The sequence below is a fragment of the Nocardia sp. NPDC052254 genome (genome assembly GCF_040679495.1).
Classification (GTDB): domain Bacteria; phylum Actinomycetota; class Actinomycetes; order Mycobacteriales; family Mycobacteriaceae; genus Nocardia.
This window is the reverse complement of the sequence record NZ_JBFAUW010000001.1, coordinates 845,645-866,209: the sequence shown is the minus strand read 5'-3', so window position 1 is coordinate 866,209 and position 20,565 is coordinate 845,645. Positions and strand designations below refer to the sequence as shown.

The following is a 20,565-nucleotide window of genomic DNA, read 5'->3' as shown; positions in this document are numbered from 1 at the left end:
GTGGAAATTGATTCACTACGTTGTAGTACTAATGTGTAGTACAACGATGTAGTAGAGTCAAGCGCATGCCGAAGAAGACGTCGCGTCGTGAATTGCTCGCCGACGCCGCCCTGGCCCTCATCGACCGCGAGGGCCTGAACCAGGTCACCCACCGCGCCATCGACACCGCCGCCGGAGTCCCGGCGGGGACCACCTCCAACTACTTCCGCACCCGGGCCGCGCTCTACCAGGCCATCGCCCAGCGACTGCTCGAACTTCAACTCGCCGAGATCGACCGGCTCGCCACACCCGCCGATGCCGACCCGGCGGACCTGCTCGCCGTGCTCGCCGATCCTGACTCCAGCGTGGCCCGCAACCGCCTGCTGGCCCGCACCGAGTTGACCCTGGCCGCTGCCCGCGACCCCGAACTCGCCGACCTCATGCGCCGACTTCGTGCCAGCGCATTACGGCAACTCACCGCCATCCTGCGTGCCCGCTATCGGCATCCCACCGACGAACAGATCGATGCCCTCGGCTCGGTCTTCACCGGCATCGCACTGGACCGCATCGCCCTCGGCGTACCCGCGATGGATCCGCGCGTACTCTTCGACGCCGTCTGCGCGGGCCTACTGCAACCCGGCGAGTGAACAAAACCCCATATGCCACCGGCACTCTCGCGCGCGGGGCACCGCACTTGCGGGCCAGCTGGGGGTCGGAATGTGCAACCCCAGGAAACCGTCCACCGTGAAAGGCGGGTCCAGCAGGGCTGGTATGGCCTCCTCCAGTTTTCTCGGACTCAACCCGTCACCCGGCTTTCGCTCGCTCTGCGAGGAGCGGCGAGATCACCGGGCGATCAAATACCCTCACGATCGCCGATCTCGTCGAGTAACCCGTCGGCATGACTCGGAGTGGTGGCCAGGGTGCCTTTGACATGCAGGGACAGGTTCCAGACGGTGATGTCGGTGCTCCGGTCGCTCGCGATGCGCAATTGTATTGCTGCCGGGTCGGCGACGGTGATTTCGGCTTTGGTGGTGATGGTGATGGTCGGGCCGTGGCTGTCCACGGATGTGGCCGCCGGGAGCGGTGTCCGGTCGTGGAGCAGTTGCAGTGCGAGGGTGCCCGGCGCATTGTCGAGGTCTATGGTGGCCTCGGCCTCGATCTGGTAGACCATCATTCCCGCCGTCTGTCCGCCGTTGGCGAGAGTGATCGTCTCGGCGGGGCAGTCGGGGTCGTGGGGCCCGATCAGGGGACGAACCTCACCGGTACGCGCATAGAGTTCTTGGTCTCCACCGAGACCTTCGGCATACCGCAGCGATACCGGCACACCTGCGGCGAGCGTCAGTCCCTGTCCGCCCGGCCGCAACAAGTCGCCGGCATGGACGTAGCGCGCCGAGGGCGCGAACCCGTAGTCGTGGCCCCAATCGCGCGCGAGAGTCCAGCGCGCCGGGCCCGGTGGATCGCCGATCAACGTGGTGGCGAGGTCGAATGTTCCGGTGACCAGGGCGAGAAGGAATGCGGCCATACCGCCGTCGAACCGCCGCCACGACGGTTGATGAATGTGGCGGAAGACCACCACGACCGGCCAGTTGTCCGGGTTGTCGCCCTCGGTCAGCCAGCAGAGCATGTCGCCGTTGTAGTTGCCGCCCCATTGCAGCAGGCCGCCCGGTGCCGGATAGCCGGGAAAGGGTGCCTGTAAGGCTTCGTACACGTTGTAGCGGTTGTCGTCTTCGGCCGCGTCCGTCAACGTCCTCAGAGTCGATCCGTCGCTCTGTGGATACCCGGGATAGTTGATGCCGAGTTCGTCATTGATTGCCCCATGGCCGTACAGATCGATGAAGTCCCGATAGTCGGGTGGCATCCCGACCCCCATCGCCTTCTCGATTCGTGCCCAAGGCGGGGCGATCACCGGACCGAGCGGCGAAGGCGGCATAACCGCACTCAGCCGCTCTATTGCAGGGTGCACGAGATGTCTTCCTTCCAGCGGAATCACGGTGGTATGAAGCCGGCAACAGCCTAGGAAAGCTCGCTATCGAGGTGCCGCAGTTGCGCCTGCCACGTCTGAGAAGTTATGAGAGCGAAGTGTTTCGGTGCCCGTCGTCGGCGGTCACGGTCTGTGACCCGGCGCCGAACCGAGTCTTGGTGTGCGCGTGCCGAACAGACAGACCTGCGAGCGTGGCCGCTGTCGAATCGATGATCCAGGCCGTGGTCGAGCATGGGGGTCGCGGATCGGCACGACCCTGATCCCGATGGTGCACGGTTACGGCCGGGACCGGGTCACTCTCCGGTCGAGCCGTCGATGCGCTCGCGGATGAGATCGGCGTGGCCGTTGTGCCGGGCGTATTCCTCGATCAGGTGGCAGCGGATCCAGCGCAGGAAGCCGGTCAGCGTCGTCTTCTCATCGGCGTGGTGTGGCGGGTGGGATCTGTCGATCATGGACAGCATTCTGCGCGCCCGTTCGGAGGCGCTCAGGGGCCTTGTCGGCCTTTGGTTTCGCGGGCGATGCTCGCTGCGATCTGTGCGCGTGAGGTGAAGCCCAGTTTGCCGAGGATGTGTTCGACGTGGCCTTCCGCGGTGCGTTGCGAGATCACCAGTTTGGTGGCGATCTGCTTGTTGCTCAGGCCCAATGCCACGAGTTTTGCGACCTGTTGTTCGCGTTTGGTCAGGGCGCGCGTCGTATCGGCCGTTCGAGTGGTGGTCACGGTGTTTTCTTCGAGCGCGTAGCCGATCGCCTCGTTCGCGCTCATGGCCTGTCCGCGTCGGAATGCCGCGTCGAATCCACGCGTGCCGAGTGCTTTTCGTGCGCGTTGCTCGCAATCGGCGTGAAAGCGCGACATGTTGGAGAACACGGTGGACACGCTTCCGCTCAGCGGCCAGAGGTTGTGTGCGGCGCCGAGGAGAACGGGGGGCGTTCGGCCTTGCTGGATGTACCGACTGTCCACGCGAGGGCTTCGAGGATGAATGCGGTCATGACCGGGCTGTCGAGGCTGCGGCTCGCGCGCAGGGCCTGAGCGAGCAGTGCGCGGGGGCGCTCGTGCCGGCCTTGCTGCCAGAGGGCCACCGCCATTCCTCGCAACGCGATCGAGCGGTACAGCGATCCGCCGCGCGCTTCGGTGATTGTGTTGGCCTTCTGGTATCGGTCGTACGCTCGTTCCGGATCACCCGCGGCTTCATATGACCAGCCGAGGTGCGTGAGTGTGCTGACGGTGAGGATTTCTGTTTCGCCGGGGTCGAGCAATGTGATCGCGTGCTCGAAGGCGGCGATCGCGTCGGCGGGCGCTCCGCTGGTCAGGGCGAGCAGGCCTTCGGAGTGGGCGAGATATGCCTGGAGCATGGGTGTGCGACGGCGATCGACCAGTGCGCGCTGCTCGTCCAAATAGGCAGTGGCGGCGTCGAAGTCGCCCTGTGCGGCGGCCAGGTGACCGATGGCTTGCAGTGCTTTCACTCGATCCGGTATCTGCCCCGGTTGCGAGCGTGTCAGGGCGCTGTCGAGCCATGACCGTCCCTCGTTCTGCAGACCGCGCAGGTTCCAGAATTCGAACAAGCCGGCCGCGGTCCGCAGACCTGCCGTCGTGGCCTGGGTGCTGTCTTGGTCCAGATACGACTGCAGAGCAGTGCGCAGATTGGCCTGTTCGCGTTCGAGCCGGCTGAGCAATCTCAGCTGCCGGTCGCTTATCCAGTTCGCTTCCGCGTCGAGTACCAGACGCTGGTACCAGTCTCGATGCCGTCGGCTGATTTCGGCTTCTTCACCGGACTCGCGTAGCTTCCGGCGTCCGTACTCTCGTATCGTCTCGAGCATTCGGAAGCGTACGACCGAGCCGCTTCGATCACATATCAAGACCGACTTGTCGGTCAATGAGGACAGTACGTCGAAGAAACTCACGTATTCGGAATCGGCGTCCGATTCCGTGTCTGCCAGGTCGATGCCGCAGATGTCCTCGGCCGCGTCGAGTTCGAAGCCTCCGTTGAACACCGAGACCCTGGCCCATGCGCGTTGTTCTGCGATGGTGCAGAGGTCGTAGCTCCAGTCGATGCACAACCGCAATGCCTGTTGCCGGGTCGGTGCGGTCCGATGCCCCCGGGTGAGCAATGCGAATCGATCGCCGAGTCGTTGAAGGATCTGCTCGGGGCTCATCGTTTGCGTGCGAGCCGCGGCGAGCTCGATGGCCAGCGGCAATCCGTCCAGCCGGTCGCAGATCTGTCCGACGGCGGCTTTGTTGTCCTCGGTGAGCTCGAAGCCGGGTAATACTTCGGCCGCGCGGTCGGTGAACAACGTGACGCCGGCGAATCGAGGCATCTCCAACAGGCTGGCTTCGGACTCCGGGCCCGGCGACGCGAGCGGCGATACTCGAAGGATCACCTCGCCCGCGATACCGAGCGGTTCGCGGCTGGTGGCGAGAATCCGCAGGTCCGGGCAGGTGCGCAGCAAGGTCTCCGTCAGCGCCGCCACCTGGTCGATGATCTGCTCGCAGTTGTCGAGGACGACGAGCATCTGCTGATTTCTCAAGCGGTCGGTCACGGTGCCGAGCAGGTCGGTGGTCGTTTCGCTGCGGATCCCGAGAGCGGCGGCGACCACGTCCACGAGTAGTGACTCATCGAAGGTGCTGCCGAGTTCGACCCAGCATGCTCGCTCGCCGGAGCGCTGGGGTGCCGCCCGGAAAGCTCGTAGTGCGAGTCTCGTCTTCCCGACCCCACCAGGTCCTGTCAATGTCACCAGCCGGGAGGAGGTGAGCAGGTTCTTCATCTCCACTACTTCGGAGCGCCGGTCGACGAAGCTGGTCAGCTCCAGCGGCGGGCTACCGTGGCACCCGGTACTCGGTGCCGATCCGATGCCGGAACCCGGGGGTTCCGGGATGCGCTCGTGTGGATCGTCGAGAGTTGGGTGCCGCGGTGCGGTGGACCGTGAGCGTGCGGACCCGTACCGGGACCGCAGTCGCTCGATGGTTTCCGCCAGACCGGTGCTCGCGGGGCGTCGTTCGGGGTCGTGGTTCATGAGAGTTTCGACCAGTTGCGACACATCGTCCGGAATTCCGCCGTCGCGCAGGTTCGGTACGGGTTGGGAGGTGATTCGCAGGAACTGTGCGACCACAGTCTCACCGCTGCGACGTTCGAAAGCCGCGTGCCCGGTCAGCAGGCAGAAGAGCGTGGCGCCCAGACTGTAGACGTCGGCTGCCGGTGTCGGTTCTCCTCCTTCGAGGACTTCTGGTGCGGTGAAAGCCGGAGAGCCGGTGACGGTTCCCGAACTCGTCTCGAATGCCCCGGTGACGTGCGCGATGCCGAAATCTGTCAGGACGGCTTCGCCACGGTCGGTGATCAGGACATTCGCGGGCTTGACATCCCTGTGCACGATCCCGAGGCGATGCGCGGCGTCCAGAGCATCGGCCAGAGCTGACCCGATCCGCAGGGCCTGATCGACGGAAAGAGGACCGTGAAGGCAGATCCTTTCGTCGAGCGAGCCGCGATCGTAGTACGGCATCACCAGATACGGCAATCCGCTGGCGACCATCCCGACTTCCAGCACCGTGACGATATGTGGATGTCCCGTCAAACGACCCATCGCCCGTTGTTCACGTAAGAAGCGCGCCACGTTGTCGGCATCGGGACCGGCTGTCAGCACTTTGACCGCCACCGTCCGCTCCAGTGCAGGTTGCCGACATCGGAGCACGATGCCGAAACCGCCGTGTCCGATCTCCTGGGCGTCCTCGAGCCCGGCCACGTTCAACTCAGCCATGACTACAGCGGGTACGTGGCGGCGTGTGCACTGCGGATCGTCATCGGTCGCGGCGGTCCGCCCGGACTCCTGTCGGTCATCGGGCAACACTGGCTCACCTTTCCTGCACCCAGCGTATCCCCGGTAGATCGGCAGGGTGGGGTCATCTCGGCCTGATACCTCGTCCTCGACGACACGACCCCATCGTCTCCATGTGACGAAGTCTCCGAACATGCCAGGGCGATTCACCCGGGTGACGGACGGCTCTCGGTCGGAACCTGCTTGGGTGGGACATACGACGGCCACACCGTTCTCGGGTAGTCGGTGAGAGAGAACCCGCAACGCCGACTGATGTGGGGTGAGGGCTCCGAAGAATTCGAGATGGTTGGAACCGAATCGCGATGGTGCAAGGAGATCTGACAGATGCCGGACGAGAAACGGTTGTGGGAGATCCGTCTGGGCGTTGTCGCCTCACCGGCGGAAGCGCGTGCGGTCGCCGAGAAGATCGAGCGACTCCTGTGCCCGGACCCCGACCATGCTCCGCCGTGCCCGATCCCGTGGAGCCTCAGTCTCCATACCGAGGACGACATGACCGCGGACCGTCGGGAGGAATACGACGACGTCATGGAGCAGTACCGGATCGAGTCCGGAACGAGCCAGTAGTGTTCCGCGACGCCGGGCAGACCCAGATACGAACACGTACCCGAATTCGTCACTGCTGCCCGGGGATGCGGCAACGATCGGTTGTCACTTCCAACTGACCGTTGAGGATGTTCTCGTGGACGAACACCGTGCCGTTGCAGATGTAGGCAAGATCGTCGTCCCGGGGCTGGATGACCGTGGCATCCTCAATCTTCCCGCTGGTGGGCGAACCCGGGCCGGCCTGGCAGTTCTGCCCCGTGATGGCCTTGGTGCCATCGAGTTGCACCACACCGAACCCTTGCTCGTCGATGTCGCAGGTGTAGATCGGCAGCGGACCCGGCCGCTCGGCGGCGGCCGTCGGTGCCCACACTGTCACCGTGGCGGCGGCGAGCAAGGCTGCGGGCACAAGGGGCCGGGCAGAACGAGTAACACGCATTTTCGACCTCCTGGGGTGTCATACCGATCCGGTCGTGGCCGCCACGAGGCCTGGCTCTCCCCGTGACAGCGCAAGAGAATTCCTGGACAAGGTGATCGACAGGCCTACCGCGCTCACGCGCGACGCCGGGCAGACAACCCGACGCGACCACCGTAGGCGCACCGCCGCTATCGGCCGACACGTCCGCTCACCCCGGCGTGTCTTGCCTCCGAACCTGCGACCCGGCGACGGAAACTCGTGACGTGCGCGGTTGGCAGGATTGGACACCGTGACCCCGGTGGTGATCGCTCGGGAAATTCTGTTCGGGCACAGTGGACTTGGCGTCCGCACCGATCACATGATCGCCTGGAGGATCGGGCAACCGGGCTGGTGTCCGGCGATTCCGCCCGCTTGTCGCAGCCCAGAAGCGTGCCGGCGCCCGGTTCTTCCACAGCGTTCTTCTACAGCGATGAGTAGTTCCTGATCGCGTCGAGGACGAGTGCCGCGCCGAATGCCAGGAACAGGATCCGGATCGAGATCGGTCCGAATCGGCTGAGTTTTCGAACGAGGCCGCGGTAGAGACGCTGTGCCCGCGGGGAACGTCGGGTGGCGGTGAATACCACCAGTGCCGGGGGTAGCAGGGCGATGCCGCAGTAGACGACGACGATCACCGGCCACAGGTCCGGTCGAGGATCCCTCGTCGAGATCATCGCCAGCGCAGCCAGGTACGGAACTGCGGTCGGTGCCTGACCCAGTCCGATGCCGGCGCCCATCAGTCCCAGCAGCCACGGCCGTCGGCGCGCTTCCAATGCCCAGGGTGGCGGCGTCGGTGTTCGGCCGGACAGACGGATGCTGCCGAGAAGCAGAAGCGCGGCACCGATGACGAGCTCACCGCTGTAGCGAAGCGTCGGTGTCAGCTCGAAGTGGACCAGGTCGGTGAGGAAATGCAGCCCGAGCACCGTACATATACCGAACGCCGTGGTCACAGCGAAGACCCCGAGCAGGAAGCTCGCCGCGCCCGGTATCGGAGACCGCCGACTCAGTCGGCTGTCGAGGACCACCGCGGTCGTAACCCCCACCAGCAGAACATCGAGCGAGTCCAGAAGCGCAAAGCCCGCGAGCGCGAGCAAGAAAATCACCATGACCCCACCGAACATACGGGCAGGGAAGCCCGGTTGCCGTGGGGCACTCCGCTACGGCCTTCGCGCCCGCTCAGTCTTGCTGAGCGTGGAATTCGCTCGGCCCGGTTGGTGGAAGAGCACGCCTTCACGTCTTGGCGTCGGGTAGCTGGTACGTCCAGATCGTGGTGTGCGAGACACGACCCTCAGTTCATCACCAGTCCACCGTCGACCACGAGGTTCTGGCCGGTGACCGCCCGTGACCAGTCGGAGGCGAAGAACAGCACCGCCGCAGCGAAATCGTCTGGGGTGGTGACCTTTCGGAGCGGGGTGGCGGCGGCGATCATGTCGAACACGTCGTCGGGCGTGGCGGCCGAGGCATCGGTGGTTCGGAGCAGTCCGCCGGAAACCATGTTGACGCGGATGCCTTCCGGTCCGAGGTCGGCGGCGAAGGTGCGCGTCAGCGACAGTAGGGCAGCCTTGGCGGCGGTGTAGTCGTGGTACGGCACCACGGGGTGCTGGAAGAGGTTGGTACCGATGTTGACGACGGTGCCGCCGCCGGACTCCCGCATTCCTGGAAGTGCTGCCTGGGTGGTGTGTACCGCGCCGGCGAGGACCCCATCCAGTTGCGCGGTGAAGTCGCGGTAGTCGATCTCGTCGGCCTTGCGGCGGGCGTCGCCGTTGAAGGCGAAATCGGGCAGGGCGTTGTTGATCACCGTGGTGATCGGGCGACCCAGATCTTCCCGCGCTCGGGCGAACATGGCGTCGACCTGACTGCGATCGGTGACGTCGGCCTGGAGGGCGACGGCGCGGTTCGGGCCGATGCCTTCGGCCAGGGCGTGCGCGTCCTGTTGGCTGTGCCGATAGTTGATCACCACGGTCGCGCCCTGATTCGCGAATGCCTGTGCGATGTGCCGCCCGAGGCCGCGTCCGGCTCCGGTGACGAGAACGGTCTCGTTGTTCAATGACATCTGGCCAACTTCCCTCTTGTGGAAGAGTTGCGCGGCAGCATGGGACCAGAGTTCCGCTCCTGCTCGGCATCCCTTCGCTCGCATGATCGAGATCAGGTTCGACGGGTCTTCTCTCAGCCATTTCCGGCACCCCGTGTCGAGTCCAGGATCACCCTATCGAACGCTGTGGCCCTGACCCCTGCCACCGGTGCATGCGATCACCGGTCATGCGCTGGGCGGTCGTCGGGCGTGTAGGGGATCGTGGCCGCGCGATTCTCGTCGACGCGGATGGGCCGTCCCAGTTGCGGGAACGCGCGCTGGGCGCAGTCGGGCCGTTCGCAGATCTTGCATCCGGCGCCGATCGGAACCGCCGAACTGTCGTCGTGAATCGGCAGACCGTGTGAGTAGACGAGCTTCTCGGCGAACGCCAGATCGCAGCCCAGTCCGATGGCGAATTCCCGGGTGGGGGACAGGTAGCCGGGCGCGCTCTCGTCGGTGGTGCGCGCCAGCCACAGATACCTGCGCCCGTCGGGCATCTCGGCGATCTGGGTACGGATGCGCCCTGGGGTGGCGAACGCCTCGTGGACCACCCACAGCGGGCAGCTGCCGCCGACCCGGGAGAAGTGGAATGCGGTGGCGGACTGACGTTTCGAGATGTTTCCGGCGCGGTCGGTGCGCACGAAGATGAAGGGGACGCCCCGGCTGCCGGGCCGCTGCAGGGTCGACAGGCGATGGCATACGGTTTCGAATCCGACCTCGAATTTTGTGGAGAGCAGACCGATGTCGTAGTGCAGACTCTCCGCCGAGTCACGAAATTGCCTGTACGGCAGGATGAGTGCCCCGGCGAAGTAGTTCGCGAGACCGATGCGCAGCAGCCCGCGGGATTCGGTCGGCAGCGAATCCGCGCGGGCGATGATGTTCTCGATCGTGGCGTTCTGGGTCAGGTAGGCCAGTTGTGTGGCGAGCTGGAATGCGCGCTGTCCCGGTTGCAGACGACGCGCGAGTGTGATTGTGCGGGACTGGGAGTCGTAGACGCGTTTGGGTCCGTGCGTGCCGGGCTGGTCGGTGCGGATCCGGACGGTGACATCGTGTTCGTCGCGCAACAACCGTGCCAGTTGCAGATCCAGGCCACCGAGCGAGAACTGCCGGCGATCGAACAGTTCTTCGGCCGCCTCGTCGAGAGCGGGGATGTGATTGCGCTGGTCGTAGAAGAAGTCGCGAACGTCTTCGTAGGGCATCACCGTCGTGGGGTCGAACGCCGAGCTGTCGATGCCGGCCGCGAATTGCTCGAGCTGTTCGGTGGCTCCGCGCAGGCGGCGGTGCATGCCGACGAGCAGTCGTGCCGCGACCGGCGCGCGTGAGACCAGATCGTCGAGTTCGCTCACCGACACCGTCGACGCGTCGGGATCCTCGGCGAACACCTCCTGCAGATCGGCGAGCAGTCGCGCATCGGTGTCCTGGGCGAAAAAACCCATCTCCAGATCGAACGTCGTATTCAGCCGCATCAGCACCGGCACGGTGAGCGGGCGCTGATCGTTTTCGAGCTGGTTGATGTAGCTCACCGATAACCCCAGCGCCTTCGCGAGTCCGGTCTGAGAGAGCTCGCGCTGCTCACGCAGCGTCCGCAGACGTCCTCCCACGTACATCTTCTGCATGTCCGAAATGTAGCACTCCGCATTTACACAACTTTTGCAGATTTGCTGAATCGCTTCCGCAAAATTAGGCAACTGTGTGGTATTTCGGCCCGGCCGTTGCGTCGGTAGCGTGCGAATCAAGCGAATAAACCCGGTCTCGGAGGTCTGTGATTGTGAAGAACCATCTCGTCCGTACGCACCGTTCCGCTGAGGTGTTCCCCCGTGAGGAACACCTCGCGTGGCGGATCGCCGAAGTTGCCACCGATCCGGTGGAGGTCGCGCCGGAGACGGAGGAGATGATCGTCAACCGAATCATCGACAACGCGGCGGTCGCCGCCGCGTCGCTGGTTCGTCGCCCGGTGTCCAATGCCCGCGCGCAGGCGCTCACCCATCCATATCAGCCCGGTGCGACCGTCTTCGGTGTCGACGGCCGCTATTCGCCGGAGTGGGCGGCATTCGCCAATGGAGTCGCGGTGCGCGAACTGGACTTCCACGACACCTTCCTCGCCGCGGAGTATTCCCACCCCGGTGACAACATTCCGTCCATCCTGGCGGTCGCTCAGCACGCCGGGCGTAACGGCCGGGACCTGATCCGCGGTCTGGCCACCGGGTACGAGATCCAGGTCGATCTGGTGCGCGCGATCTGCCTGCACGAGCACAAGATCGACCATGTCGCGCACCTGGGCCCGTCGGCCGCGGCCGGTATCGGCACGCTGCTCGGCCTGAACACCGAGACCATCTATCAGGCCATCGGCCAGGCCCTGCACACCACGACCGCCACCCGGCAGTCCCGTAAGGGTGAGATCTCCAGCTGGAAGGCCTACGCGCCCGCGTTCGCCGGGAAGATGGCCGTCGAGGCCGTCGACCGGGCCATGCGCGGCGAGGGTGCCCCGTCGCCGATCTGGGAGGGCGAGGACGGCGTGATCGCCTGGCTGCTCGGCGGCCCGACGGCCGAGTACTCGGTGCCACTGCCCGGTCCGGGTGAGCCCAAGCGCGGCATCCTCGACACCTACACCAAGGAACACTCGGCCGAGTACCAGAGCCAGGCGCCGATCGATCTCGCGTTCCGCCTGCGCGAGCAGATCGGCGACCTGGATCAGATCGCCTCGATCGTGCTGCACACCAGCCACCACACCCACTATGTGATCGGCACCGGCTCGAACGACCCGCAGAAGTTCGATCCGAAGGCTTCCCGGGAAACCCTCGACCACTCGATCATGTACATCTTCGCGGTCGCGCTGCAGGACGGTACCTGGCACCACGAGCGTTCCTACGCGCCCGAGCGGGCCCAGCGCCCGGACACCATCGAGCTGTGGAACAAGATCTCCACCGCCGAGGATCCGGAGTGGACGCGCCGCTACCACTCCACCGATCCGAATGAGAAGGCCTTCGGCGCCCGCGCCGAGGTCACGCTCAAGAGCGGCGAAGTCATCGTCGACGAACTCGCCGTCGCCGACGCGCATCCGCTGGGCGCGCGGCCGTTCGCCCGCGACCAGTACATCGCCAAGTTCCGCACCCTCGCCGAGGGTGTGATCGAACCCGCCGAGCAGGACCGCTTCCTCGAAGTGGTCCAGCGCGCGGGCGAGCTGTCCGCCGCCGAACTGTCGGAGCTCACTTTCACCGTCTCGGCGGATGTGCTCGCCCGCGCGCCCAAGTCGCCGAAGGGACTGTTCTGATGACCGGACTACTGGCAGCCGACAGCTCTGCCGCGGACAAGCGCGTAGCCTTCCGCGCCGGCTTGAACTCGGATCGCATCCAGCGCATTCCTGGTGCTTTCAATCCGTTGGTGGCCAAGCTGATTCAGGAGATCGGCTTCGAAGGAGTGTATGTCTCGGGGGCGGTGGTCTCGGCGGATCTGGCGTTGCCGGACATCGGCCTGACCACCTTGACCGAGGTCACCGAGCGGGGCCGCCAGATCGCGCGGGTCACCGATCTGCCGGTGCTCATCGACGCCGACACCGGTTTCGGTGAACCGATGAGCGCGGCGCGCACCGTGACGCTGCTCGAGGACGCCGGGATCGCCGGGCTGCACCTCGAGGACCAGGTCAATCCGAAGCGGTGCGGACATCTCGACGGAAAGGCGGTCGTGCCCGCCGACGAGATGGTGCGCCGCCTGCGCGCCGCGGTCTCGGCCCGGCGTGATCCGAATTTCGTGATCTGCGCGCGCACCGACGCGGCGGGTATCGAGGGAATCGATGCCGCGATCGAACGGGCGCAGGCATATGCCGAGGCGGGCGCGGATCTGATCTTCACCGAAGCGCTCTACACGGTCGCGGATTTCGAGAAGTTCCGTGCTGCGGTGTCGATTCCGTTGCTGGCCAACATGACCGAGTTCGGTAAATCCGAACTGGTGCCCGCGCAGACGCTGGAATCCATCGGCTACAACGCGGTGATCTATCCGGTATCCACGCTGCGGCTGGCGATGTGGGCGGCCGAAACCGGTCTGCGCGAGATCTACGAGACGGGCACCCAAGCCGGACTGCTCGATCGCATGCAGCACCGCAGCCGCCTGTACGAGTTGCTGCAGTACGAGCGTTACAACGAATTCGATTCCGACATCTTCAATTTCACTCTGGGAAGGAACCAGTGATGACGGAGACCGTGACTCCCACCATCTACAAGGGTCTGGCCGGTGTCGTCGTCGACACCACCGCGATTTCGAAGGTGGTGCCGGAAACGAACTCGCTGACCTACCGTGGGTACGCCGTGCAGGACCTGGCCGAGCACTGCAGCTTCGAACAGGTCGCCTACCTGCTGTGGCACGGTGAGCTGCCCGACGACGCCCAGTTCGGGCAATTCCTGCAGCAGGAGCGTGCCTCCCGCCGCGCCGATCGATCACTGCTGTCGCTGATCGCGAAGATGCCCGACAGCTGCCACCCGATGGATGTGGTGCGGACCGCGATCAGCTATCTGGGCGCCGAAGATCCGGCGGAGGACGACAATTCGGCGAAGGCCAACCGCGCCAAGTCGCTGCGCATGCTGGCCGTGCTGCCGACCATCGTCGCCGCCGATCACCGGCGTCGCCACGGACTCGAGCCCATCGCCCCGCATTCGCACATGGGGTACGCGGAGAACTTCCTGAACATGTGCTTCGGGAAGGTGCCGGCACCGGAACTGGTGAAGGCGTTCGAGGTCTCGCTGATCCTGTACGCCGAGCACAGCTTCAATGCCTCCACCTTCGCCGCGCGTGTGGTCACCTCGACACTGTCCGACATCTACAGTGCCGTCACCGCCGCCATCGGTGCGCTCAAGGGACCGCTGCACGGCGGCGCGAACGAGGCCGTCATGCGGGACATGCTCGAGATCGACGATCCCGCCCTGGCCGAGCAGTGGCTGCGGAACAAGCTGGCCAACAAGGACAAGGTCATGGGCTTCGGCCACCGGGTCTACAAGAACGGTGATTCCCGGGTGCCGACGATGAAGAAGGCGTTCCTCGACATCGCCGCGACCACCGGCGGGCAGAAGTGGGTCGAGATGTACGAGATCCTCGAGCGCACCATGAACGAGGCGACCGGTATCAAGCCGAATCTCGACTTCCCCACGGGCCCGGCCTATTACCTGCTCGGCTTCGATATCGACGTGTTCACCCCGATCTTCGTGATGAGCAGGATCACCGGGTGGACCGCGCACATCATCGAACAGGGCGAGTCCAATGCGCTGATCCGGCCGCTCAGCGAGTACGTGGGTGTGCCGCAACGTTCGGTCGTCGCCTGACGGTGTCAGGGCCGGCAGACCCGGAAGACACCGTCTGACAGCCCGGCGCGACCCTCCCGACGGCCCGCACTCACCGGTGCGGGCCGTCCTCCTCGTCGGTGCGCATCCCGTCACCGATTCCCCGAATCAATGAGGTAGACCACTCCATGTTCTCGAAAGTCCTGGTGGCCAACCGCGGCGAGATCGCCATCCGCGCGTTCCGCGCCGCCTACGAGCTCGGCGCGAATACCGTTGCGGTTTTCCCATACGAAGACCGGAATTCACCACATCGGCTCAAAGCTGACGAGTCCTACCAGATCGGTGAGGTCGGGCATCCGGTACGCGCGTATCTGTCCGTCGGGGAAATCATCGCTGCCGCACGGCAAGCCGGGGCCGACGCGGTCTATCCGGGTTACGGATTCCTGTCCGAGAATCCGGATCTTGCCGCTGCCTGCACCGCGGCGGACATCACCTTCATCGGGCCCTCGGCGCAAGTGCTGGAGCTGACCGGCAACAAGGCGCGCGCGATCGCGGCCGCCAAGGCTGCCGGCCTGCCGGTGCTGAAGTCCAGCCGGCCGTCGGCCGTCGTGGACGAACTGCTGTCCGCCGCGGAGACGATGGACTTCCCGGTGTTCGTCAAAGCCGTAGCGGGCGGCGGTGGCCGGGGGATGCGGCGGGTCGCGGACCGGGCGCAGCTGCGTGAGGCCATCGAGGCCGCCTCCCGCGAGGCCGAATCGGCCTTCGGCGACCCCACTGTCTTCCTGGAGCAGGCGGTGATCAACCCCCGCCACATCGAGGTGCAGATCCTCGCTGACCAGCAGGGTAACGTCATCCACCTCTTCGAGCGCGACTGCTCGCTGCAGCGCCGGCACCAGAAGGTGATCGAACTCGCGCCCGCGCCCAATCTGGAACCGGAACTGCGGGAACGGATTTGCGCCGACGCGGTCGCCTTCGCCCGGCAGATCGGCTACAGCTGTGCGGGAACCGTGGAGTTCCTCCTCGACGAACGCGGCAACCACGTCTTCATCGAGATGAATCCGCGTATCCAGGTGGAGCACACGGTGACCGAGGAGATCACCGATGTCGACCTGGTCCAGGCGCAGCTGCGGATCGCCTCGGGGCAGACGCTGGCCGATCTCGGCCTGACCCAGGACTCGATCACCATCCGCGGCGCGGCCCTGCAGTGCCGCATCACCACCGAGGATCCGGCCGACGGGTTCCGGCCCGACACCGGCCGCATCACCGGCTATCGGTCGCCCGGCGGCGCGGGCGTGCGTCTCGACGGCGGAGCGAACGTCGGCGCCGAGGTGGGCGCCTACTTCGACTCCATGCTGGTGAAACTCACGTGCCGCGGCCGTGACTTCCCGGCCGCCATCGCCCGTGCCCGGCGCGCGGTCACCGAGTTCCGCATCCGGGGCCTGGCGACCAATATTCCCTTCCTGCAGGCGGTTCTGGACGATCCCGCCTTCCGGTCCGGCCGGATCACGACCTCTTTCATCGACGAACGCCCCGAACTGCTCACCCGGCACGCCTCCGCCGACCGGGCCTCCAAGATCCTCGACTACCTCGCCGACGTCACCGTCAACACACCGCACGGCGCGCGCCCGACGGCGGTGTATCCGCACGACAAGCTGCCCGATATCGACCTGTCGGCCCCGCCGCCGCCGGGAACCCGTCAACTGCTGCGGGAACGCGGGCCGGAGGGATTCGCGCGCTGGCTGCGCGAGCGCAAGGAACTCGCGGTCACCGAGACCACCTTCCGCGACGCGCATCAGTCGCTGCTGGCGACGCGGGTGCGCACCAGCGGTCTGCTCACGGTCGCCGGGCATGTGGCACGGATGACCCCCGAGCTGTTGTCCGTCGAATGCTGGGGCGGCGCGACCTACGATGTGGCGCTGCGGTTCCTCTACGAGGATCCGTGGGAACGACTGGCGGCGCTGCGGGAGGCGATCCCCAACATCAACCTGCAGATGCTGCTGCGCGGGCGCAACACCGTCGGCTACACGCCCTACCCCGAAAAGGTCACGCGCGCCTTCGTTTCCGAGGCCGCGGCCACCGGCATCGACATCTTCCGGATCTTCGACGCGCTCAACAACGTCGACCAGATGCGCCCGGCCATCGACGCCGTACGCGAGACCGGAACGACGCTGGCGGAAGTCGCGGTGTCCTATACCGGCGATCTGTCGGACCCGGGCGAGGATCTCTACACCCTCGACTACTACCTGAAGCTCGCCGAACAGATCGTCGAGGCCGGGGCCCATGTACTCGCGATCAAGGACATGGCCGGGCTGTTGCGACCTCCCGCCGCGCACACCCTGGTGAGCGCGCTGCGCCGCGAGTTCGACCTCCCGGTGCACGTGCACACCCACGACACACCCGGCGGACAGCTGGCCACCTACCTGGCCGCGTGGCAGGCCGGCGCCGACGCGGTGGACGGCGCGAGTGCTCCCATGGCGGGCACGACGAGCCAGCCCGCACTCTCGGCGATCGTTGCCGCCGCGGCACATTCGCCGCACGACACCGGGCTGAACCTGCAGAATGTCTGCGACCTCGAGCCGTACTGGGAGGCGCTGCGCAAGGTCTACGCCCCGTTCGATGTTGCCGCGTCGGGCCTGACCTCTCCGACCGGCCGGGTCTACCACCACGAGATTCCGGGTGGTCAGCTGTCGAATCTGCGCCAGCAGGCCATCGCGTTGGGACTGGGCGACCGGTTCGAGGATGTGGAGGCGAACTACGCCGCCGCGGATCGGCTGCTGGGCCGCCTGGTCAAGGTGACACCATCGTCCAAGGTCGTCGGTGATCTCGCGCTCGCGCTCGTCGGCAAGGGCGTGGAGGTCGACGAATTCGCCGAGGACCCGGCACGTTTCGATGTTCCCGATTCCGTGGTGGGCTTCCTGCGTGGCGAATTGGGTACTCCGGCCGGCGGGTGGCCGGAGCCCTTCCGGACGCGGGCCCTGACCGGACGTGGCCCGGCCCGGCCGGAGGTCGCGCTCACCGCCGACGACGAGCGAGAATTGAACAGCTCGTCCACCGAGCGGCGAGCCGCGCTCAACCGGCTGCTGTTTCCCGGACCGGCCGCCGAATTCCGCACCCACCGTGAGAAATACGGCGACATCTCGGCCCTGTCGGCGAATCAGTTCTTCTACGGTCTGCGCCACGACGAGGAGCATCGGGTACAGCTCGAGCCGGGCGTGGTCTTGCTGATCCGCCTCGAAGCCATCTCCGAACCGGACGAGAAAGGCATCCGTACGGTTCTGTGCCTGCTCAATGGCCAGCTGCGGCAGGTCGCGGTCCGGGACCGGTCGATCGCGGACCAGATCCCGCTGGCGGAGAAGGCCGACCTCGGCAACACCGGGCACATCGCCGCCCCGTTCTCGGGCGTGGTGACCGTGGCGGCCGCGGTGGGTGACCGGGTCGAAGCGGGCGATACCGTGGCGACCATCGAGGCGATGAAGATGGAGGCCGCGATCACCGCTCAGCGCGCCGGTGTCGTCGACCGCATCGCCATCGGTTCCATCCAGCAGGTCGATGGCGGGGATCTCCTGATGACCCTGTCCTGACCCCGTGGTGCTCGCCGGCCCGCGCCGCCGGGTCTGCGAGCACCACGCTGCCAGGGGGATCCGCATCCGAATCCGTGGGTTCGCGGGTGTCCACCTGATGAGATGTGCCTGCCGCCTATCGGGACGACAGTCCGATTCGCTATATTTGCTTCCGCAGCTGGTTCGCCGGAGGTGGAGTCGAGGAGCCCCTGATCCATCCGACGGCGTCGAAGCCCGGTCTCGCGTTCGCGCGGACACCGGGTGAGAGGGAACTCGGTGGAACTCCGGGACTGTCCCGCAGCGGTGAGTGGGAACGACAGCCGTCATTCGCACTGGGCACACGTACTGATGCCTGGGAAGCGACGGCCGGTAGGTCCAGCCCCGGCACGAACAGCCGGGGTCGCCCCTCTCGGGTGGCGCCCACGAGTCCGAAGACCTGCCCGTTGTGCCGGATACGCCGTATCCGGCGGTCGTCGCCTCGTGGATCGGGCGCTACGCCGAGTGGACCCGGGCACGGGATGATGCTTCTTGGGCTCCCTCAGCGTGTGCTCCGGATGGGCGGCGGTCATCGGCTGCTGACCATGGAGCTCATCGATGTCGAACCCTGAAAACACGTTCACCGCCACTGTGCTGGGTCTGCCGCGGATCGGCCCGAATCGCGAACTGAAGCGCGCGATCGAGTCGTACTGGGCAGGCCGCATCGAGGCCGCGCAATTGCACGAAGTGGCCCAGGAGCTGCGTGTCGATCAGCTCACCGCGGTCCGCGACGCCGGCCTGGATTCCATTCCGGTGGGAACGTTCTCGTACTACGACCACGTGCTCGACACCGCCGTGCTGCTGGGCGCGCTGCCCGAACGAGTGCAGGGCGTCGCCGATGAGCTCGATCGCTATTTCGCGGCCGCGCGTGGCACCGCGGACGTCGCACCGCTCGAGATGACCAAGTGGTTCGATACCAACTACCACTACCTCGTACCGGAGATCTCGGCCGCGACCGAGTTCTCGCTGCATCCCGACAAGCCCCTCGCGGAGTTGAAAGAGGCGCTCGCACTGGGGGTTCCGGCCCGGCCGGTGGTTGTCGGTCCGATCACCTTCTTGAAACTGGCCAAGTCCGTGGACGGCAGCGAACTGCTCGAGCGGCTGCCCGATCTGCTTCCGCTCTACGAACAGCTGCTCGCCCTGTTCGCCGAGGCCGGTGCGCGATGGGTGCAGCTCGACGAACCGTCGCTGGTCACCGATCTCACCGAGGCCGAGCTGGCAGTGGTGCACACCGCTTACAAGCGGTTGGCCGAGTCGGCCGCGCGGCCATCGATTCTGGTGGCCTCCTACTTCGGCCGCCTGGGCGCGGCGCTGCCCGTGCTCGCCGACTCCGGTGTCGAGGGCATCGCTGTCGACCTGGTCGCCGGTGGCGACGCCGACGTGGCAGCCGCGGGGGAGCTGCGTGACACAGTGGTCGTCGCGGGCATCGTGAACGGTTACAACGTCTGGCGCATCGACCCGGACGCGGCGCTGCCCAGGCTGCGGGAACTGCGCGCTGCCGGGGCCACGGTGGCGGTGTCGAGCTCCTGCTCGCTGTTGCATTCGCCCTACAGCCTCGAGCCCGAAACCGGACTGGAGCCGCGTCTGCGCAGTTGGCTCGCCTTCGGCACGGAGAAGATCGCCGAGGTCCGGCTGCTGGCCTCCGCCCTGTACGACGGTGCGGACACGGTCGCCGAGCAGTTGGAGATCGCGCGCACCGCCGTCGCGGACCGCCGCGCCGATCCGCGCCTGCGCATCGAGTCGGTGCGCGATCGCTCGGCCGCCCTGGACTCCGATGCGGCACAGCGAACCTCGGCCGACGAGCGGCGGGTGCTTCAACAGCGACGACTGAAGTTGCCGCTGCTGCCCACCACCACGATCGGGTCGTTTCCGCAGACCGGCCGCATCCGGATCGCCCGCGCCGAGCTCACCCGCGGCCGGATCGACCGCGCCGAGTACGACAGCCGCATGCGCGCCGAGATCGCCGAAGTCATTGCGCTGCAAGAGGAGATCGGCTTGGACGTGCTGGTGCACGGTGAGCCGGAACGCAACGACATGGTCCAGTACTTCGCCGAGCAGCTGGGTGGATTCGCCGCGACCGCGAACGGCTGGGTGCAGTCCTACGGCACTCGCTGTGTGCGCCCGCCGATCCTGTTCGGCGACGTCACGCGACCGGCGGCCATGACGGTCGAGTGGAGCACGTACGCGCAGTCCCTGACCAGCAAGCCGGTCAAGGGGATGCTGACCGGTCCGGTGACGATCCTGGCATGGTCCTACATCCGTGACGATCAGCCGCTGGCCGACACCGCGCGTCAGATCGCGCTGGCCATCCGGGACGAGACGGTGGATCTGGAGGCGGCCGGGATCGGCGTCATCCAGGTGGACGAGCCCGCGCTGCGGGAATTGTTGCCGCTGCGTCGCGCCGATCAGGCCGCGTATCTCGAGTGGGCGGTCGGCGCGTTCCGGCTGTCGACAGCCGGTGTCGCCGACGAGACGCAGATCCACACTCACCTGTGCTATTCGGAATTCGGCGAGATCATCGGCGCCATCGCGGGATTGGACGCCGATGTCACCTCGATCGAGGCGGCACGCTCGCATATGGAGGTGCTCGACGACCTGAATGCCGCGGGCTTCGACCTGGGTGTGGGACCGGGCGTCTACGACATCCACTCGCCCCGGGTGCCCGGTCCGGAGGAGGTCCGGAGCTCGCTGGAGCTGGCGTTGAAGGCCGTTCCGGCCGAACGGCTCTGGGTGAATCCGGACTGTGGTCTCAAGACCCGCGGCACCGAGGAGGTCGCCGAGTCGCTGCGCAACCTGGTGGCAGCGGCTGCCGCACTGCGCTGACGAACGGTGCCGGGACCGCGATGGCGGGC

At 66.2% G+C, this 20,565-nt stretch carries 15 protein-coding genes and 2 riboswitches; of the genes, 7 read left to right on the top strand and 8 right to left on the bottom strand.

Annotation, left to right across the window (positions count from 1 at the left end):
• Window positions 1-65 precede the first annotated feature (65 nt).
• The gene (locus AB0L57_RS04015; protein WP_364956697.1) at window positions 66-626 is read left to right on the top strand and encodes a TetR family transcriptional regulator; all 561 of its coding nucleotides are present in this window, start codon (window positions 66-68) and stop codon (window positions 624-626) included.
• A gap of 206 nt (window positions 627-832) precedes the next feature.
• Here the strand turns inward: AB0L57_RS04015 and AB0L57_RS04010 are convergent, their stop codons facing one another.
• The 4 genes from AB0L57_RS04010 to AB0L57_RS03995 form a co-directional block, all read right to left on the bottom strand.
• Window positions 833-1,909: an SMI1/KNR4 family protein gene (locus tag AB0L57_RS04010; protein WP_364956694.1), complete on the bottom strand. Its 1,077-nt coding sequence runs from the start codon at window positions 1,907-1,909 to the stop codon at window positions 833-835.
• 344 nt (window positions 1,910-2,253) lie between these two features.
• A complete protein-coding gene (locus tag AB0L57_RS04005; protein ID WP_364957286.1) occupies window positions 2,254-2,448 on the bottom strand; it encodes a DUF664 domain-containing protein in 195 nt (64 codons plus the stop codon).
• Window positions 2,445-2,834, bottom strand: coding sequence for a helix-turn-helix transcriptional regulator (locus tag AB0L57_RS04000; RefSeq protein ID WP_364956691.1), 390 nt, complete (start codon window positions 2,832-2,834; stop codon window positions 2,445-2,447). The genes AB0L57_RS04005 and AB0L57_RS04000 overlap by 4 nt, the downstream gene beginning before the upstream one ends.
• 8 nt (window positions 2,835-2,842) lie before the next feature.
• Window positions 2,843-5,707, bottom strand: coding sequence for a protein kinase (locus AB0L57_RS03995; RefSeq protein ID WP_364956688.1), 2,865 nt, complete (start codon window positions 5,705-5,707; stop codon window positions 2,843-2,845).
• A gap of 402 nt (window positions 5,708-6,109) precedes the next feature.
• Between AB0L57_RS03995 and AB0L57_RS03990 the strand changes: the two genes are divergently transcribed.
• On the top strand, window positions 6,110-6,349 hold the full coding sequence (locus tag AB0L57_RS03990; RefSeq protein ID WP_364956685.1) for a hypothetical protein: 240 nt from the start codon (window positions 6,110-6,112) through the stop codon (window positions 6,347-6,349).
• Window positions 6,350-6,398: 49 nt separating this feature from the next.
• Here AB0L57_RS03990 and AB0L57_RS03985 read toward each other — a convergent pair whose 3' ends face one another.
• The 4 genes from AB0L57_RS03985 to AB0L57_RS03970 form a co-directional block, all read right to left on the bottom strand.
• Window positions 6,399-6,764, bottom strand: a complete 366-nt coding sequence (locus AB0L57_RS03985) for a hypothetical protein (protein WP_364956682.1) — start codon at window positions 6,762-6,764, stop codon at window positions 6,399-6,401.
• Between the two features lie 440 nt (window positions 6,765-7,204).
• Entirely contained in the window at window positions 7,205-7,885 is a 681-nt protein-coding gene (locus AB0L57_RS03980) for a GAP family protein (RefSeq protein ID WP_364956679.1), read from the bottom strand.
• A 182-nt stretch (window positions 7,886-8,067) separates the two neighbouring features.
• Window positions 8,068-8,832: a 3-oxoacyl-ACP reductase gene (locus AB0L57_RS03975; RefSeq protein ID WP_357569749.1), complete on the bottom strand. Its 765-nt coding sequence runs from the start codon at window positions 8,830-8,832 to the stop codon at window positions 8,068-8,070.
• Between the two features lie 52 nt (window positions 8,833-8,884).
• A riboswitch (TPP riboswitch) is annotated at window positions 8,885-8,976 on the bottom strand.
• 53 nt (window positions 8,977-9,029) lie between these two features.
• Window positions 9,030-10,466, bottom strand: coding sequence for a short-chain fatty acyl-CoA regulator family protein (locus AB0L57_RS03970; RefSeq protein WP_364956675.1), 1,437 nt, complete (start codon window positions 10,464-10,466; stop codon window positions 9,030-9,032).
• 152 nt (window positions 10,467-10,618) lie between these two features.
• On the opposite strand from AB0L57_RS03970, the gene prpD reads away from it, so the two are divergent.
• From prpD to metE, 5 genes are all read left to right on the top strand, one after another.
• Window positions 10,619-12,121, top strand: a complete 1,503-nt coding sequence (gene prpD / locus AB0L57_RS03965) for a 2-methylcitrate dehydratase PrpD (RefSeq protein ID WP_364956672.1) — start codon at window positions 10,619-10,621, stop codon at window positions 12,119-12,121.
• Window positions 12,121-13,035 carry a methylisocitrate lyase gene (gene prpB, locus AB0L57_RS03960; RefSeq protein WP_364956669.1) on the top strand — a complete coding sequence of 305 codons (915 nt, stop codon included), beginning with the start codon at window positions 12,121-12,123 and terminating at the stop codon, window positions 13,033-13,035. The genes prpD and prpB overlap by 1 nt, the downstream gene beginning before the upstream one ends.
• Window positions 13,035-14,159, top strand: a complete 1,125-nt coding sequence (locus AB0L57_RS03955) for a bifunctional 2-methylcitrate synthase/citrate synthase (protein WP_364956666.1) — start codon at window positions 13,035-13,037, stop codon at window positions 14,157-14,159. The genes prpB and AB0L57_RS03955 overlap by 1 nt, the downstream gene beginning before the upstream one ends.
• Window positions 14,160-14,305: 146 nt before the next feature.
• The gene (locus AB0L57_RS03950; protein WP_364956663.1) at window positions 14,306-17,698 is read left to right on the top strand and encodes a pyruvate carboxylase; all 3,393 of its coding nucleotides are present in this window, start codon (window positions 14,306-14,308) and stop codon (window positions 17,696-17,698) included.
• A gap of 204 nt (window positions 17,699-17,902) precedes the next feature.
• Window positions 17,903-18,136: riboswitch (cobalamin riboswitch) on the top strand.
• 135 nt (window positions 18,137-18,271) lie between these two features.
• The gene (gene metE / locus AB0L57_RS03945; RefSeq protein WP_364956661.1) at window positions 18,272-20,536 is read left to right on the top strand and encodes a 5-methyltetrahydropteroyltriglutamate--homocysteine S-methyltransferase; all 2,265 of its coding nucleotides are present in this window, start codon (window positions 18,272-18,274) and stop codon (window positions 20,534-20,536) included.
• Window positions 20,537-20,565: the final 29 nt, after the last annotated feature.